This window comes from Gordonia insulae (genome assembly GCF_003855095.1).
In the GTDB taxonomy this organism is placed as follows: Bacteria; Actinomycetota; Actinomycetes; order Mycobacteriales; family Mycobacteriaceae; genus Gordonia; species Gordonia insulae.
In genome coordinates, this window is sequence record NZ_CP033972.1 from 1639906 (window position 1) to 1656341 (window position 16436).

Here is a 16436-nt window from a genome sequence, read left to right on the forward strand (position 1 = left end):
GAATCCGCCGATCACCGATCGTCATGCCGACCAGCACCATCCCGATCACGATGATCACCACTCCCACGAGATGCAGACCACGGTCGGTCGCCTGTGCCCGAAGGCGATACCGATCAGGCTGGAGGAGAAGATCGCGCCGAAATACGCGAATGTGCGATAGAGCCCGGACGCCACGCCGATGGATTCGGCGGGACTCTGCGTGTACAGCGTCGCCTGATTGGCGAAGCCGCTGAGGCCGTTGGCGAGCCCGAACAGCACCGACATCGCGATCAGCACCACGACCGGGCTCCCACTGCCGATGCAGAGCGCCATCGCCCCCGAGCCGGCGAAGCACAATCCGGTCAGCAGCAACGGCCAACGCACCCATCCCCGTGTCGAGTTCACCCGGGCCACGACGATGCTCACCGCCGACAGCGGGATCAGGATGAGGCCGACCTGCGATGCGCTGTATCCGGCCGCTCCTTCCATCCATTGACTGATCCCGTACATCGCCATGTACGAGCCGAGCGCCGCAAGCGCCTGCCGGAGATACGTGCGCACCAGGGGGCCGTTGCCCGCCATCATGCGAACGTCGATGAGCGGCTCACCGGTCCGCCTCTCCCACCACACAAGGGTCACCAGCAGCGCGACGACGATCGGGAGCAGCCACCACGCCGGTGAGGTCAGCCCACTCAGGAAGACGAGCGCGGTCACGACGGTGCCGGCGAAGAGCACGATCCCGACGGGATCCACCGCACGCAGTACCGCTCGCCCGCCGCGGTCGGTCACCGGCGAATCCTTCGGCACACTGCGCAACACCCACACCAGGGTGAACACGGCAACCGGGATGTTGACGAAGAACACCGCACGCCAACCGAACACCCCGGCCAGCACGCCGCCGACAGGCAGTCCGATGACCGCGATGACCTGGGCGGCGATGGAGAATCCGCCGAGCACCCGACTCGGCACGCCGATGCCCGCCGCGTCGGCCCGCTTGCGGATCAGCGACATCGCCGTCGGATACGCGGCCGAGGTGCCGACACCGATCAGCGCCCGGGACAACACGAGGAGCCCGAACACCGGTGCCAGCGCGCCGATCACGCCGGCCAGGAGCAGAATGCACAGTCCGCCGACGAAGACGCGCCGGTCGCCGAACACCCGCGCCAGCTTGCCCATCGTCGGCTGCATCACCGCACTGCACAGATAGAGCACGGAGATCAGCACGGCCGTCGAAGACGGTCCGCGGTGGAAGTCGACTCCGATGCCGACCAGGGCCGTCGCGATCATCGAGCTGTTGATCGGGTTGAGGGTGGACCCCATCATCAGCGGTCCCGTGAACCGCCATCCGAACGGGTTCGGTCCCCTCTCACCGGCGACGACGCCGACCTCGGCCGGCGCATGGGCGGTCACCGCCGGGTGGCGTCGAGGAGTTCGAGAAGCTCTGCGGTCGAACCGGTCTCGGCGATCTGGGGAAAGACGGCGGACGTACTGTGCTGATGTCGAGCACCATCGGAATCGGTCATCGCGTCGACTGGCAACGTCACGTGGAATCCGGCCTCGTGGGCGTCGCGGGCCGTGGACTCCACCCCCGCCCCGGTCGCGATACCCACCACCACGACCTGGCTGACGCCACGCTCGTGGAGATCGTCGGCGAGGCCGGTGCCGGCGAACGCACTCCGCGCGTACTTGGTGACGACGAGATCATCTGCCGTGGGCCGGAATTCGTCGATCAGCTCGGACCAGCCGGCGGACATGTCGAGTGGGCCGCCGCCACCGAGGTCGGTTCGACCCGGCGGCCGTCCCTCGACGGTCACGAAAGCGATCGGCAGATCGTGCCCGCGGAACCGATCGACCAGCTCGACGGACCGATCGATCACCTCCCGCGCCGGATGTGGGGCCAGCTCACGGCCGACGATGCCGCGCTGCAGGTCGATGACGATCAAGGCCGTCCGGGGATCGAGTGTCGTCATGCTCACGCTGAGTTCTCCTGTCTGTCACGACTCGGCAAGTCGTCTGAGTAGGTCGGTCGCCGAGGCGAGATGCGCGATCTCGCCGTCGGTCAGGACCGCGGCCATCTGTCCGGCGAGCCAATCCTCACGAGCCAGCCGCCCGGCACGGAATTCGTCACGCGCCTGCTGGGACAGGTCGAGGATCGTCTTACGTCCGTCGCGGGGATCGCGCGTTCCCGACACCAGGCCGGCCTCGAGGAGCGCACCGACGATCGCGGCCATCGACTGCGGGCGCATACCTTCTGCCCGCGCCAGTTCGTTGGCGGTGGCGGGCCCTTCGCGCTCGAGACGGCCCAGCACGTTCGTCTGCGATCGGGTGAGATCGGAGGTGTGGGACTGCTGCCGCAGGCGTCGGATCAGTTGGCCGAGGGCAACCCGGAAGTCGGTCGCGATCGCTGGGAGGTCCACATCGTCGGACATGCCCCGACTCTACCAAATAAGACAGCTAACTGAACAGTTGCCTGGCTATATTGCGGAGATGTCACACCCCGAATGCCGGCGGATAGGTGATCACGCCCGCCGGGATCGGACGCGAACGATCCAGCGCCAGGTACATCAGCGCCCCATCGGGTACGACGAAGGACGCCGAGATGCCGGCCTCCGATGTCGGCCGGAACCCGAACCGCGGGTAGTACTCCGGGTGCCCGAGCACCACCACCAGGTTCTCCGCGGCACGCCCCCGGGCGAGGCCGAGCGCGCAGGTGATCGCGGCGATACCCACCCCGCGCCGCTGCCATCCGGGGTCGACAGAGCAGGGCGCCAACGCGAGTGCCGGCGCGTCGCCCACGCGACATCGGGTGAGCAGAGCATGTCCGACGATCTCGCCGCCGGCGGCGGTGGCGACCACCGAGAGGTCCGGAATCCAGACGTCAGGTTCGCCACGGAGTGCATCGACGAGATCCGCTTCGTCCGATCGGCCGAAGGCTGCCGTCACCACGTCACGGATCGCGGCGATGTCATCGGCCCGCTCTGTCCGACACTCGACCGGCAAGATGTTGCCATTCATCAATGTAAATGTCACCCTGGGTAGAAACCGGCTTCTTACCGTCCAGTAAGAACTGTCAGCTGATCACATCACGCCAGAGGATCGGACACCACAGTCATGACGACCTACTTCATCACCGGCGGTAGCGGATTCATCGGCCACCGGGTCATCGAGCGTCTTCTCACCGTCGAACCCGACGCCCAGATCTTCGCCCTCGTGCGCGGGCGGACGCTACCGGGCTTCAGCGAATCACTGTCCGCGATGAACGCCACCGGCAAGGTGACACCGCTCGTCGGAGATCTCACCGCGCCCGGTCTGGGCGTGGACGCCTCCGCACTCCCCGACATCGACCACGTCATCCATCTCGCCGCCATCTACGACATGACCGCTGATGCCGATTCGCAACAGGCGGCCAACGTGGAGGGCACCGCGCGCGTCGCCGACTTCGCACTGACTGTCGGCGCGATGATGCATCACGTCTCCTCGATCGCGGTCGCCGGGGACCATCGCGGCACATTCACCGAGGACGACTTCGACAAGGGGCAGGGGTTTCCGTCGCCCTACCACCGCACCAAGTTCGAGGCCGAGAAGGTCGTCCGGGAGCGAGAGGGACTGCGGTGGCGGGTATACCGCCCGTCGATCGTGGTCGGCGACTCGCACACCGGCGAGATGGACAAGGTCGACGGCCCGTATTACTTCTTCGGTCACCTGAAGTTACTCGGCCACCTGCCCTCCGCGCTTCCACTGCCCATGCCCGACCTCGGCGCGACCAACATCGTCCCGGTCGACTACGTCGCCTCTGCGATCGTGGCGCTGTGCGCCGACGATCCGGGCCGCAGCGGCGTCGTCCACCATCTGGCCGACCCACGGCGCCGGAGCATCACCGGTATGTACAACGCCATCGCACCGGGATTCCATGGGCCACATGGCCGTAACGTCATCCCCAATGCCGTCGTGGAGCCGCTGCTGAAACTCGCGGGCACCGGACCGTTGCGCGTGGGTCGCGATCTCGTCGCCGCCCAGCAGGGTATTCCGCCGGCATTGCTGGACACCGTCGCCCTGACCGTCGATTTCCGATCGGATCTCACCGTCGCGGCACTGCGCGATCACGGCATCACGTTGCCGGACCTCGATGACTACGGCCCACGCCTGTGGGCGTACTGGGCCGAGCACCTCGATCCGGCCCGGCATCGTCGCCGGGACCCACGCGGACCGCTGGTGGGCAAGAACGTCCTGATCACCGGTGGCTCCAGCGGGATCGGCAAGGCCACCGCCCGTATGTGTGTCGCGCGTGGTGCGAACGTCATCATCGTCGCCCGCAACGCCGACGGCCTCGACGCCGCGGTCGCCGAACTGAACGCGACCGCGAGCAAGGACGGCGTACCGCCGGGTCGGGCGCACGCCTACCAGTGCGACATCACCGACCAGGAGTCGGTCAATCGACTGATCAAAACCGTTCTCGCCGAACACGACCACGTCGACGTCCTGGTCAACAACGCCGGGCGCTCGATCCGTCGGGCGACCATCAACTCGACCGATCGGCTGCACGACTACCAGCGACTGATGGCCGTGAACTACTTCGGTGCGGTCGCCCTCATCCTGGGGCTGCTCCCCCACATGGTGGAGCGCCAGTCGGGTCACATCGTCAACGTGACGTCGATGGCGGTGCAGTCGCGTGTGGCACGGTTCGGTGCCTACTCCGCGTCCAAGGCCGCACTCGAGGCGTTCAGCGACGTCACCCGCTCCGAGACCCTCTCCGACCACGTCACCTTCACCAATGTGCGCCTGCCACTGGTCCGCACCCGGATGATCGCGCCCACCGAGGCCTACGAGAACCAGGCCGGGGTGTGGGGTGTGGACAAGGCGGCGTCGCGGGTATTGCACGGCATCCTGGACCGTCCCCGGCAGGTCGGCTCCCCGGTCGGCGCGCTGGCCGAACTCGGGCATCGGATCACACCCCGACTGACCACCCGGATCCTTCACCAGGAGTATCTGGTGTTCGGTGAGTCGGCGGCGGCGCTCGGCAAGTCCGGGGACCCCGGACCCTCGACCGGCGCCGGTCCGGACGCATGACCGACACCCCGTTCCTCACGGTCGATGTCGCACGTCTCGACACCAACATCGGCGCGACCGCCGCGCGGGCCCGTGCGACCGATCTCCAGCTGCGCCCTCACGCCAAGACCCACAAGTGCGCCCAGATCGCGCAGCTCCAGCTCGACGCCGGCGCCGTCGGCCTGACGGTCGCCACGATCGGCGAGGCGGAGGCCTTCGCCGACGCAGCTCTGACCGGTCGTCGCGACCTGTTCATCGCCTATCCGCTGTGGGTCACCGAACACAAGGGCGCTCGCCTGCGAGCGCTGGCCGACCGCATCCGGCTGCGCGTGGCGATCGATTCCGTCGACGGCGCCCGCCGGCTGGCCGCAGAGACCGCCGACGTTGACCTCGAGGTCGTCGTCGAGGTCGATTCCGGACAGCACCGCACCGGTGTGGACCCGGATCAGGCGGGCGTGATCGCCCGCACCGCAGTCGAATCCGGGTTGCGGGTGGTGGGGCTGTTCACCTTCCCGGGACATGGTTACGGTCCCGGCGACGCACGCCGCAGGGCGGCCGACAACGAGGTGGCGGCGATCTCCCGTGCCGCCGATCGGCTGCGGGACAACGGTATCGACCCGGTCGTTCGCAGCGGCGGTTCCACCCCGACGATCGAGTTCGCGGGGACCGAGGCCCTCACCGAGATCCGGCCGGGAGTGTATCCGTTCAACGATGCCCAGCAGGTCGAACTCGGCTCCTGCGATCTCGATGCGGTCGCGTTGTGTGCGGTCGGCACCGTGGTGCACCGGACCGGTCGACGCATCGTGGCCGACACGGGCAGCAAGATCCTGGGCGCCGATCGTCCGCCGTGGACGTCGGGCTTCGGGCGCCTGCTCGACGCACCGGATGCGAGGATCACCTCGCTGTCGGAGCATCATGCGGTGATCGACTACCCGCGGGATGACGACGCGATTCCCGAACTCGGCGCACGTGTGCGAGTGGTGCCCAATCACGTGTGCACGGCGGTCAACCTGGTCGACCATCTGTACGCGGAGGCCGCGGACGGGACGTCGGTGCGATGGCCGGTGATCGCGCGCGGCGCGAACTCCTGACCTCGACGACCGGAGGCTCATTCGTAGACTCCCTCTACCACCCAGGTCCGTGCGCGATACCGCAGCAACAACGCCCGTGAATCGTCCAGCAGGACCTGCGCGCACGCGATGACACCGTCGGCGGTGTCATCGATGCCGGTGGGCCACGGGCCGGCCCACCACCGCAGTTCCCATGACCCTCGTTCGGTGCCGTTGCGCTCCATCCGCACCGTGGTCGGCTCGGTGGTGAAGCCACCGCGCGCGGTGACCTCCACCGGTTGCCCCGTCAGGTCCAGGAGCTGGATCGGGGTGTCGAGCAGAACCGCCGGCGTCGGCTGCGGGAGCCTGCCCGGCCACGGCGCATCCGGGTCCCGTGCCGGGATCCGTTCGTCGCCGAGGGCCACCATCGTGATCCGATCTCCCGGGCGACGGCCACCACTGGGGATCGGCAGTTGTACGGCATCCCCACCGAGCAGTCCCTGAACCCGCACCAACGATCTGCGGGCACGCTCACCCACCTCGGGATCGTCGGGTAAACCGTTGCCGCTCAATGAGTATTGCAATGTCCCGGCGGCGGCGACCTCGATCGGCTCGAGCCGGAGCATGCTGATCGGCGAATCCGGCCGGTCCTCGGCACCAGCCCGGCCTCCGGTCAGCCACCCCTCGAGTTGCCATCGAATCCGGTCTGCGGTCGCCTCCGGGGTCAGCGGCTGAGCACATCGCCAGGTGCGGGCATGCCGCTGGCCGCGCTCGGTGACCGCCTCCACGGTGAGTCGGGTGCAGGCCGCCGATGCGGCAGCCAGTCGTCGGGCCAGCTCGTCGGCCAACCGTCGCCCGAGAAAGGCCGCGGAGTCGACGCGATCGATCGGCGGGTCGCAGAGATGCTCGATCACCAGATCGGCCGTGGCCAACTGTCCGGACGGGGGGCGGCCGGGAACGGCGTTGGCCAGTCGGTGCGCGACGACCGCGTCGGCGGAGAAGCGGGTGGCCACATCACGCACCGACATGTCCGCGAACGCCCCGATCGTCGAGATCCCCAGTCGGCGGAGGAGATCCACCAACTCCATCCGGGTCGGGTCGCTCAGGCTCGGTTCGATGGCGAGGTCGGCGATCGGCCGTCCGGCCAGATAGGCGGCATCCTCGCCGGGTGTCACATGGCTGCCCTGCCGGGCGGCCAACACCGCGGTGAACAGTTCGTCGGCCACACCCACCTGCACCTCCACCCCGGAGGCGGCCACCGCGTCGATCAGCTTCTCCGCCAACACCTCCTCCCCGCCGAAGTAGCGGGTCGCATTGCCCGACGGCACCACCAGCAGACCCGGCCGCAACACCTCCACGACCGGCACCAGATCGGCCACCACCGTCACCACCGGCTCGAAGACCCGGCCGTCGCGATGATCGTCGGTGGTCATCACGGTCATCTCCGGGCAGGCGGACTGCGCCTGCCGTTTCCGCATTCCCCGACGTACCCCGGCACCGCGGGCCGGCGCCGAGCACGCGATCACACGATTGGCGTGCACCACGGCGATCGGATGCTGAGGTGGGAGGTCGCCGGCGATCGCCGCCGCGGTCGCCGGCCAATCCGGGCACCACAGCGCGAGCACTCGTCCGGCTGCGGAGGCGACGGGTTCGGTGATCGGCGCGGCCATCAGTTCGCCACCGCCAGATCGGGCCGCCGCCGTGACGGCACCAGCCCCACCCGGCTGCCGGAGCCGTGATCACCTGCCACCACATCGATCTCGGCGGTCTCCCGACGATGTCCGCGGTCGGCGACGGACACCCGCAGCGACATCCCGCCGATCCTGCCGAAGCCCACCCGGGCCGCGGTGAGGTCGGCGGAGGCGGCGTCGCCGGGCAGATGGCGGTAGGTCACCACCTCGGCATCCATCCGCAACTGCGCCCCCGGCCAGGTCCCACCGGTCGTCATGAGGGTGGACAACTGCTTGCGCACCCGGCCCATCACCACCCGGGTGCGGGAGGGCGGCACCGAGATGCCCCGCAGTCCCAGCACCACGAGATCCATACCGTCGAGCAGTACCCCGGCCACCTCGACCGGATCGACCCCCGGATCGGGCACCGTGGCGATCCGGGTCAGATCGCCACCCAGTTCGACGACCGCACCGAGATTGAGCTGCGGCATGCCCACGATCCCCACCTGACCGCCCGCACCGCTCACCGACGCGATCATCGACAGCAGGATCGACCGGGCGCCGGAGACCGTGACCACGCTTCCCCGCGCCAACCCGCGACCGGGCAGCAACGAGGCCAGCGCGTCCGGGACCGGCAGCACGTCGACCGACCGATCGGCCACCTCGACGGCGTGCCGATCCGGTCGGCCGGACATCGCGGCGATCTGACGACGCAGACGTGCCAGATCATTGCCCGCAACGGTGCTCCCGGGGCTGTTCCCGATGGTGCCCTCACCGCCGGCAACGGCATCGACTGATGTACCCATGCATCCTCCTGACCAGCGACTTTCCGCAATCAGCGCGCCGGGAAGGAGCAAGCTGTTCGAACATGTTTTCGATTGATCCGATAGTAGGACGGGCCACCGACAACCGTCAACGCAGGAGGTGGACGCGCCGATGAGGACAGCCGACGCGCCGATCAGAACAGCGTGAGCGCCTGCTGCAACTCGGGCTTCGCGACGGGTTCGACGGCACTCTCCGCGCCGCGGAGACCCTGTGCGCCGGCCAGTCCGTGACGCTCCACCAGCGGTCGCATCCGATCACGCAGCCATGCCGAGTACTCGGGCGTCACGTAGGCACCGCGGCCGTAGAGTCCGCGATACCGGCGCACCAACGCGGGGTGCTGCTCGGCGAGCCAATCCATGAACCAGGACTTGGTTGCGCCACGCAGATGCATCGGGAACGCGGTCACCCCGGCCGCACCCGCATCGGCCAGCGACGCCAGCAGACCCTCGAGATGGGCGGAGGAATCGGTCAGATAGGGAATCACCGGCGCGACCATCACGTGGGGTGCGAACCCCGCATCGGACACCGCACGGATCAGGTCCAGCCGGGCCTTCGGCGACGGCGTACCCGGCTCCACCGCCTTCTGCAGCTCGGCGTCGTGGAACGCCAGCGAGATCGCGATGCTCACCGGGACCTTCTGCGCCGCCTGCCGCAACAACGGCAGATCCCGCCGCAACAACGTGCCCTTGGTGAGGATGGAGAAGGGTGTCGCGGACTCCGCCAACGCACCGATCACCCCCGGCATCAGCCGGTAGCGACCCTCGGCCCGCTGATACGGGTCGGTGTTGGTCCCCAGGGCCACGGTGTCGCGGTTCCACGACCGCCGTCGCAGTTCCTTGCGCAGCACCGCCGCGACATTGAGCTTGACCACCACCTGGCTGTCGAAGTCACGGCCCGCGTCCAGATCCAGATACTCATGCGTCGGCCTCGCGAAACAGTACCGGCACGCATGGGTGCATCCACGAAAGGTGTTGACGGTGAAGCGAAACGGGAGATTCGCGCCATCCGGTACCGCGTTGAGCGCACTCTTGGCGAGAACCTCGTGAAAGGTGACACCTTCGAAGTCGGGGGTCTGCACCGAGCGCACCAGCCCCGCCTTTCCCAGGCCGGGCAGAGCGCCGTCGTCGACCTCGACCCCCTGGTCGGACCACCGCATGCACAGAGTCGAACATATGTGCGATGCGCGTGTCAAGCGTGCCGCACCCCACGACGTCGCACCCGACTATCATGCAGCCTATGTCGACCACCCGCGATGGCTACCGCACACCAGGGCCGCAATACCTGGTCGCCGGGCGCTACCGACTGCGCTCGCGCATCGGCGGTGGCGGCATGGGCACAGTGTGGCTGGCCCGCGATCAGCTGTTCGACCGCGACGTCGCCGTCAAGCAGGTGATCTCCACCGAGGGACTGAGCGACGAGACCGCCGACAACGTCCGCAAGCGCGCGATGCGCGAAGGCCGGATCGCCGCGAAACTCGCCCATCGCAATGCGATCGCGATGCACGACGTCGCACTCGACAGCGGTGAGCCCTGGCTCGTGATGGAGTACCTCCCGTCCCGCAGTGTCGCCCAGATCCTGCACGCCACAGGAACTCTCGGCGTACAGCAGGCAGCCCAGATCGGCGCCCAGGTGGCCGATGCGATGGCCGAGGCCCACACCGCCGGCATCGTCCACCGCGACATCAAGCCCGGCAACATCCTGATCACCACCACCGGGCGCAACGCCGGGCTCGTCAAGATCACCGACTTCGGCATCTCCCGGGCGAAGGACGACGTCAGCCTCACCAAGGCCGGCGTGATCACCGGCACCCCGGCCTATTTCGCCCCCGAGGTCGCCCGGGGTGCCGAGCCGGGCGAGGCGTCGGATGTCTATTCACTGGGCGCCACCGTGTACACGATCGTCGAGGGCCAACCCCCGTTCGGCGTCGACGACGACTCACTGGTGTTGCTGCACAAGGTCGCTCGCGCGCAGATCAACCCGATGACCAAGTCCGGCGCACTGGCGCCGGTGTTGTTGAGACTGCTCGAACCCAGTCCGGCGAAACGACCGTCGATGGCGCAGGCCCGCGATCTGCTCGCCCGGGTCGCGGCCGGGGATCGCGGGTCGACACATCAGGTGTTGACCAGCCCCCTCACCACATCCGATGGCGGCGTGCCCCTCTGGGTCCAGCGGACTCCGCGCCCGACGCGGACCACGTCGACGGGCACCCACCTCCCGGTCGGCGGCCCCGGACCGTCGAACCCGGCGCGCCCCGCCCCGCCGCCGCGGGCATCACGCCCGCAGGCACCGGCAGGAGCCGCCGAATCGTCCGAATCGTCCCCGGCGACGCTCGTGTCCGGCCCGCGCGCCACGAGCGGATCCACCACATCGCCGACGACTCTGGCGCTCTCGATCCTCGCCGCCGTCGCGGTGCTCGCCGCCGTCGTGATCCTGGTGATCGCCCTCGTGAGCTGATCGCCACCGTGAGCTGATCACCGGAGTCGGTGTCAGCCGATGTGCCGGGTCGCCGCCCAACGGGTCAGTGCATTCCGGTTGGACTGCTGGGTCTTGCGCAACACGTTCGACGCGTGCGTCTCGACCGTCTTGATGGAGATGAACAGTTCCTCGGCGATCTCCCGATAGGTGTAACCGCGCGCCAGCAGGCGCAACACCTCGAGTTCTCGTTTGGTCAGCGAATCGAGCTCGGGATCCAGTGGCGGCTCGGGCGCCGAGGACCGACCGGTGAACGAGTCGAGGACGAAACCGGCGAGCCGCGGACTGAACACCGCATCGCCGTCGGCCACCCGACGGACGGCGTCGGCGAGTTCGGCACCGTCGATCGTCTTGGTCACGTAGCCGCGGGCGCCGGCACGGATCGTCGCGATCACATCCTCGGCGGCGTCGGACACGCTGAGCGCCAAGAAGACCGGGGCGTCGTCGCCGGCCATCGTGTCGGTCACCCCGCGCAGCACGGCGACCCCGCCGCCGGACGGCATGTGCACGTCGAGGAGGACGACGTCGGGCCGCAGGCGCACGATGCCCTCCACCGCCTCGGCCACGGTGCCCGCCTCACCGGCCACGAGGAGACCCGGCTCGGACGCCAACTCGGCGCGGACGCCGGACCGGAACACCGCGTGGTCGTCGACGAGAAAGATCCGGCAGGGCGCCGCGTCTGTCATCGATGTCCTTCCCCTGTACGTGAATGTTCGCCCGGCGCAACGGACTCGACGTCACGCTCGCCTCTGGCGAGCTCGCCGCGCGGCATGGTGAGCCGTACGTTGGTCCCACGTCCGGGCGTGGAGTCGACCACGGCGTCCCCGCCCGCACGCTGCATCCTGGCCCGGATGGATCGGGCGATCCCCTGCCGGTCGTCGTCGACGAGATCGAGTTCGAACCCGACGCCGCGATCACGGACGAACACCTCGACCCCGTCCTCGGTCACCTCACCGTAGACGTCGACCTTGCGCTCCCCGGAATGCTTGGCGGCGTTGATCAGTGCTTCACGCGTCGCGCCCACCAGGGCGGCCCACCGGCGTCGTTCGGCTGCGGGTTCGTCGTCCGGGCGCAGGTCACCGACGGTGATCACGTCGACCTCGATGCGATAGTCGTCCTCGACCTCGGCACCGACGCCCTGCAGGCTCGCCGACAACGATCCCGCCCGCTGCGCGGGGTCACCGAACAACCAGCCGCGTAGCTCACGTTCCTGACTCCGGGCCAGCCGCGCGACCTCCTCCGGCTGACCGGCCTGCTTCTGGATCAACGCGAGCGTCTGCAGCACCGAGTCGTGCAGGTGGGAGGCGATCTCCTCGCGCTCGGCGTTGCGGATGCGGGCCGCGCGTTCCTCGTTCAACGCGCGCCACATCCGCATCCACAGCGGGATGGTCAGCAGCACGACACCGATCAGGGTGGCGACGACGGCCAGCAGGGTGGTCGACAGTCCACCGAAGTTCTGGTTACCGGCGAGCACGATGACCACCAGGCCACCGATCACCAACAGGGCACCGCCGATCAACCGGGTCCAGGTCAGTACCGGTGTCCGTGGTGAGACGCGGGAGGTGTCGAACTCCCGCCACACCAGACTCGCCCCGACGATGACGAACACGAACGGGACGAGGTAGGCGGCCGGCGTCCCGGATGCGGCGAAGCCGACGACCGACATCGCGACCAGACCCACGATCGCGAGTCCGTAGGCCTGGCGGCGCTCACCCGGTGCGGGCGGCGCGGTGTCATGGCCGGGCGGACAGAAGAACCACAGCAGTCCGTAGGCGAGCACCCCGGCTCCGGCGAGCGCGGCGAGCACCATGAACACGACTCGGACCCGGAAGGCGTCGACACCCAGGTGATCGGCGACACCACCGGCGACACCGGCGATGACCCGGCCGCCGTCGCGCCGCACCAGCCGCGGCGTCTCGGAGGACGGGGCCGGTGATGCGGGCACAGGCACACCACTACTCACACCTCGATAGTGGCACGACGACCCCTCGATGCACATCAGGGACGTTCTCAGGGTCATCCCCCGATGTGCGAGCCGCTTCGGGTCGCCAGGATGGGGACCATGGACACGAAGCAGTTCGAAGGGATGTGGGCGACCCGGCCGATCCGGCCGAACCGGCAGCGGACGGTCGCGGGTGTGTGTGCAGGCATCGGAGCCCGCTATCGGGTGGATCCGACCTTGGTGAAGATCGCCTTCGTGGTGTCGACCCTGTTCGGCGGCAGCGGCCTCGTCCTCTACATCGCGGCATGGGTGGCCACGCCGAGCGAGGACCGGTCCAACGACGAACTCGGGTCGATCCGGCACGGCGACGCCACGCTCGGGCATCGCTCGATGCGTCACCGCAAGCACCGCAATCCCCAGTTCATCCTGCTGATCGTGTTGGCGATCATCGTGGTGACGTCATTCGGGCCGAACAGCACCTGGAGTTCCGGCGGGCTGCTCGGCGCCGCGCTGATGCTGGTGGGATGGTGGCTGCTCTATCAACGCACCCCCGAGCCGCCGGCGGGTACCAGTGTCGACACGCATCGGCAGGCCCCCGCGGGCACCGGCCCGACCGGTGACGCCCTGCAACCGTGGATTCCCCGGTCGATGATGAATCCCACTGTCGCCTCGACGATGTCGTCGTCGGTGCCCGGGACGTCGGCCTGGCCGGGAACCGCACATCCGCCGACGCCACAGCCGATGTCGCCCGACAATCCCGTCCCGTCGGCCATCCCGTCGGAGTCGACGGCCACGGCGGGGATGCCGACGGAGTCGATGCACCGCACACCGCCGTCCTGGGATCCGCTCGGTGCTGCGCAGTTCGCCTGGGATCTGCCCGAACCCGCACCCGACCACACTCCGGTCGACCCGACCGAGCGTCGATCCCCGTTGACCCTCATCGTGATCGGCCTCGCGGTCATCGTCGGTGCGACCGGCGCCGCATTGCACCAGATCGGTGTCGACTGGTTCACCCCGGCCCGCGTCCTGTCGATGTCGCTCGCAGTGGTGGGGATCGGTCTGATCTATGCGGGCCTGCGGCGCAGGCGCGCCGGTGGACACAGCTCGGGCCTGGTCCCCGTCGCACTCGCGCTGGGCGTCGCCGTCGTCGCGACCACCACGATCGGCAGTCTGGACGGATTCCCGTCCGGCGGCATCGGCGAGCGGAACTGGAAACCGCTCAGCGAGAACGACATCAAGAGCGACTACACCCTGACCGTGGGCAAGATGGTGCTGGATCTGCGCGACGTCGACCTCACCGCCGACCGCACGGTCCGCCTCGAGAACGGAATCGGCGAGATTCAGGTACTGGTCGACCAGAACATGAACGTTCGGGCCGAATGCGATTCCGGCATAGGCGATTACGTCTGCCCGGCCGGCTTGGACGGTGGCCGTGACGGCACCGACGGCCCGGTCCTCACCGTCGACGCACGAACCAACATCGGACATGTGGAGGTGGCTCGATGAGCACGGACACGACCGGCCACGACGCCCGTCACCGCTCCCCCGGACTCGTCGTCCTCGGCATCGTCGCCCTGTTGGTCGCGGGCTGGGGAGCCGTCGGCGAACCCGACCTCATGTCCGCCGCCCATCTCGGCTGGATCGCGGTCGCGGGCGGCCTGGTGGTCGGCCTGATCCTGATCCTCACCGGCGCGCGGTCGTCGCGGCGGTAGCTCCCGACGTGACGGCATCCGACGGGGAGCCGATCACTCCCACTCGATGGTGCCCGGCGGTTTGCTCGTGACGTCGAGGACCACACGGTTGACGTCGGGCACCTCGTTGGTGATGCGGGTCGAGATCACCTCGAGCACCTCGTAGGGCACGCGCGTCCAATCCGCGGTCATCGCATCCTCGCTCGAGACCGGTCGCAGCACGATGGGATGGCCGTAGGTGCGTCCGTCACCCTGCACGCCCACACTGCGCACGTCGGCGAGCAGCACCACCGGGCACTGCCAGATCTGACCGTCGAGCCCGGCCGCGGTCAGTTCCTCACGAGCGATCAGGTCGGCCTTGCGCAGCATCGCGAGTCGGTCCGCGGTGACCTCGCCGACGATCCGGATGGCCAGACCCGGGCCCGGGAACGGCTGACGCCCGACGATCTCCTCCGGCAGGCCGAGCTCACGGCCCACCGCACGGACCTCGTCCTTGAACAGCAGACGCAGCGGCTCGACGAGGTCGAACTCGAGATCGTCGGGCAGACCGCCGACATTGTGGTGGCTCTTGATGTTCGCGGTACCGCTGCCGCCGCCGGATTCGACGACGTCGGGATACAGGGTGCCCTGCACCAGGAACTCGACCTTCTCGCCGTCGGAGGCGTGGTCGCCGAGGACGTCGGTCACCGCGCCCTCGAACGAGCGGATGAACTCGCGGCCGATGATCTTGCGCTTGGTCTCCGGGTCACTGACCCCCGACAACTCGCGCAGGAAGGTGTCCGCGGCATCCACCGTCACCAGACGCGCACCCGTGGCACCGACGAAGTCGTGCTGCACCTGCTCACGCTCCCCGGCGCGCAACAGTCCGTGGTCGACGAACACGCACGTCAGGCGGTCACCGATGGCGCGCTGGACCAGCGCCGCGGCCACCGCAGAGTCCACACCACCGGACAGTCCACAGATCGCGAGGCCGTCACCGATCTGATCGGCGACGGCGTCGATCAGCTGGTCGGCGATGTTGGCCGGTGTCCACGTGGCCTCGAGACCGGCGACCTCGTAGAGGAACCGCGTCAGGATCTGCTGGCCGTGCGGCGTGTGCAGGACCTCGGGGTGGTACTGCACGCCAGCCATCCGCCGGTCGACGCATTCGAACGCCGCGACCACCGCGCCCGGCGTCGAGCCGGTCACGGTGAACCCCTCCGGCGCGGTCTGCACCGCATCGTTGTGGCTCATCCAGACCGGCTGCGTCTCGGTCAGACCCTGATGCAGCACGCCGTCGCCGTTGACCGTCAACGTGGTCCGGCCGAACTCACGGCCCCCGGTGTTCGCCACCACGCCGCCGAGTTCCTTGGCCATCGCCTGGAATCCGTAGCAGATACCGAAGACCGGTACGCCGAGGTCGAGCAGCCGCGGATCGAGCCCCGGGGCGTCCTCGGCGTACACCGACGCCGGACCACCGGACAAGATCACGGCCACCGGCCGCTTGGCCTCGATCTCGGCGATCGAGGCGTCGTGGGCGATCACCTCGGAGAAGATGCGGGCCTCACGGACCCGCCGGGCGATCAGTTGCGCATACTGCGCGCCGAAGTCGATGACGAGTACCGGTCGCGGACCGTCGAAGTCGAGCGGACTGTTCGAGGCGGGAGCACTCGGCGTGGCGCCGGACTCAGCAGAAGAATCTGTCACCTCGACGAGTCTAATGGCCCGCGTCCCGGGTGCGGTCCGCGCGGCGCCGGTCGGGCCCAGGGTCCCGAGCCCGACA

General features: G+C 68.7%; 15 protein-coding genes. 5 read left to right on the forward strand and 10 right to left on the reverse strand.

The features are described from left to right. Positions 1–54 precede the first annotated feature (54 nt). From D7316_RS07430 to D7316_RS07445, 4 genes are all read right to left on the reverse strand, one after another. On the reverse strand, positions 55–1389 hold the full coding sequence (locus D7316_RS07430; RefSeq protein ID WP_232016814.1) for an MFS transporter: 1335 nt from the start codon (positions 1387–1389) through the stop codon (positions 55–57). Beyond that, a complete protein-coding gene (locus tag D7316_RS07435; protein WP_331852586.1) occupies positions 1386–1949 on the reverse strand; it encodes an isochorismatase family cysteine hydrolase in 564 nt (187 codons plus the stop codon). The genes D7316_RS07430 and D7316_RS07435 overlap by 4 nt, the downstream gene beginning before the upstream one ends. A gap of 24 nt (positions 1950–1973) precedes the next feature. Further along, a complete protein-coding gene (locus D7316_RS07440; protein WP_124707718.1) occupies positions 1974–2408 on the reverse strand; it encodes a MarR family winged helix-turn-helix transcriptional regulator in 435 nt (144 codons plus the stop codon). 61 nt (positions 2409–2469) lie between these two features. Next, complete coding sequence (locus tag D7316_RS07445) at positions 2470–2994, reverse strand: GNAT family N-acetyltransferase (RefSeq protein ID WP_124707719.1); 525 nt, start codon at positions 2992–2994, stop codon at positions 2470–2472. Between the two features lie 96 nt (positions 2995–3090). Here D7316_RS07445 and D7316_RS07450 point away from each other — a divergent pair, with 96 nt between their 5' ends. Both D7316_RS07450 and D7316_RS07455 read left to right on the forward strand, forming a co-directional pair. Beyond that, positions 3091–5046: an SDR family oxidoreductase gene (locus D7316_RS07450; RefSeq protein ID WP_124707720.1), complete on the forward strand. Its 1956-nt coding sequence runs from the start codon at positions 3091–3093 to the stop codon at positions 5044–5046. Beyond that, positions 5043–6116: an alanine racemase gene (locus tag D7316_RS07455; protein ID WP_124707721.1), complete on the forward strand. Its 1074-nt coding sequence runs from the start codon at positions 5043–5045 to the stop codon at positions 6114–6116. Before D7316_RS07450 ends, D7316_RS07455 begins: the two co-directional genes overlap by 4 nt. 17 nt (positions 6117–6133) lie before the next feature. Here D7316_RS07455 and D7316_RS07460 read toward each other — a convergent pair whose 3' ends face one another. The 3 genes from D7316_RS07460 to D7316_RS07470 all read right to left on the reverse strand — a co-directional run bounded on the left by D7316_RS07460 (position 6134) and on the right by D7316_RS07470 (position 9725). Continuing rightward, positions 6134–7744, reverse strand: coding sequence for a DNA polymerase Y family protein (locus D7316_RS07460; protein WP_124707722.1), 1611 nt, complete (start codon positions 7742–7744; stop codon positions 6134–6136). After that, the gene (locus D7316_RS07465) at positions 7744–8550 is read right to left on the reverse strand and encodes a hypothetical protein (RefSeq protein ID WP_408609988.1); all 807 of its coding nucleotides are present in this window, start codon (positions 8548–8550) and stop codon (positions 7744–7746) included. The genes D7316_RS07460 and D7316_RS07465 overlap by 1 nt, the downstream gene beginning before the upstream one ends. Before the next feature lie 152 nt (positions 8551–8702). Then, positions 8703–9725 (reverse strand): Rv2578c family radical SAM protein, encoded by a 1023-nt coding sequence (locus tag D7316_RS07470; protein ID WP_124707723.1) that lies wholly within the window; start codon positions 9723–9725, stop codon positions 8703–8705. A gap of 80 nt (positions 9726–9805) precedes the next feature. Here D7316_RS07470 and D7316_RS07475 point away from each other — a divergent pair, with 80 nt between their 5' ends. Further along, positions 9806–11023 (forward strand): serine/threonine-protein kinase, encoded by a 1218-nt coding sequence (locus D7316_RS07475; RefSeq protein WP_124707724.1) that lies wholly within the window; start codon positions 9806–9808, stop codon positions 11021–11023. Between the two features lie 32 nt (positions 11024–11055). Here the strand turns inward: D7316_RS07475 and D7316_RS07480 are convergent, their stop codons facing one another. Together D7316_RS07480 and D7316_RS07485 are read right to left on the reverse strand one after the other, a co-directional pair. After that, entirely contained in the window at positions 11056–11727 is a 672-nt protein-coding gene (locus D7316_RS07480) for a response regulator (protein WP_124707725.1), read from the reverse strand. Further along, positions 11724–12992 (reverse strand): PspC domain-containing protein, encoded by a 1269-nt coding sequence (locus D7316_RS07485; protein ID WP_408609989.1) that lies wholly within the window; start codon positions 12990–12992, stop codon positions 11724–11726. The genes D7316_RS07480 and D7316_RS07485 overlap by 4 nt, the downstream gene beginning before the upstream one ends. Positions 12993–13103: 111 nt before the next feature. Here D7316_RS07485 and D7316_RS07490 point away from each other — a divergent pair, with 111 nt between their 5' ends. Together D7316_RS07490 and D7316_RS07495 are read left to right on the forward strand one after the other, a co-directional pair. Then, positions 13104–14489 (forward strand): PspC domain-containing protein, encoded by a 1386-nt coding sequence (locus tag D7316_RS07490; protein ID WP_124707726.1) that lies wholly within the window; start codon positions 13104–13106, stop codon positions 14487–14489. Next, the gene (locus D7316_RS07495; RefSeq protein ID WP_124707727.1) at positions 14486–14695 is read left to right on the forward strand and encodes a hypothetical protein; all 210 of its coding nucleotides are present in this window, start codon (positions 14486–14488) and stop codon (positions 14693–14695) included. The genes D7316_RS07490 and D7316_RS07495 overlap by 4 nt, the downstream gene beginning before the upstream one ends. A gap of 33 nt (positions 14696–14728) precedes the next feature. Here D7316_RS07495 and guaA read toward each other — a convergent pair whose 3' ends face one another. Beyond that, positions 14729–16360: a glutamine-hydrolyzing GMP synthase gene (gene guaA, locus D7316_RS07500; RefSeq protein ID WP_408609990.1), complete on the reverse strand. Its 1632-nt coding sequence runs from the start codon at positions 16358–16360 to the stop codon at positions 14729–14731. Between the last annotated feature and the right edge of the window lie 76 nt (positions 16361–16436).

Bases quoted from the DNA above. Each gene is read 5' to 3' on its own strand.
- D7316_RS07475 (WP_124707724.1), top strand. From the start codon at position 9,806: ATGTCGACCACCCGCGATGGCTACCGCACACCAGGGCCGCAATACCTG.
- D7316_RS07490 (WP_124707726.1), top strand. From the start codon at position 13,104: ATGGACACGAAGCAGTTCGAAGGGATGTGGGCGACCCGGCCGATCCGG.
- D7316_RS07470 (WP_124707723.1), bottom strand. From the start codon at position 9,725: ATGCGGTGGTCCGACCAGGGGGTCGAGGTCGACGACGGCGCTCTGCCC.
- D7316_RS07450 (WP_124707720.1), top strand. From the start codon at position 3,091: ATGACGACCTACTTCATCACCGGCGGTAGCGGATTCATCGGCCACCGG.
- D7316_RS07455 (WP_124707721.1), top strand. From the start codon at position 5,043: ATGACCGACACCCCGTTCCTCACGGTCGATGTCGCACGTCTCGACACC.
- D7316_RS07435 (WP_331852586.1), bottom strand. From the start codon at position 1,949: ATGACGACACTCGATCCCCGGACGGCCTTGATCGTCATCGACCTGCAG.
- D7316_RS07460 (WP_124707722.1), bottom strand. From the start codon at position 7,744: ATGGCCGCGCCGATCACCGAACCCGTCGCCTCCGCAGCCGGACGAGTG.
- D7316_RS07445 (WP_124707719.1), bottom strand. From the start codon at position 2,994: ATGAATGGCAACATCTTGCCGGTCGAGTGTCGGACAGAGCGGGCCGAT.
- D7316_RS07465 (WP_408609988.1), bottom strand. From the start codon at position 8,550: ATGGGTACATCAGTCGATGCCGTTGCCGGCGGTGAGGGCACCATCGGG.
- D7316_RS07480 (WP_124707725.1), bottom strand. From the start codon at position 11,727: ATGACAGACGCGGCGCCCTGCCGGATCTTTCTCGTCGACGACCACGCG.
- D7316_RS07440 (WP_124707718.1), bottom strand. From the start codon at position 2,408: ATGTCCGACGATGTGGACCTCCCAGCGATCGCGACCGACTTCCGGGTT.
- D7316_RS07495 (WP_124707727.1), top strand. From the start codon at position 14,486: ATGAGCACGGACACGACCGGCCACGACGCCCGTCACCGCTCCCCCGGA.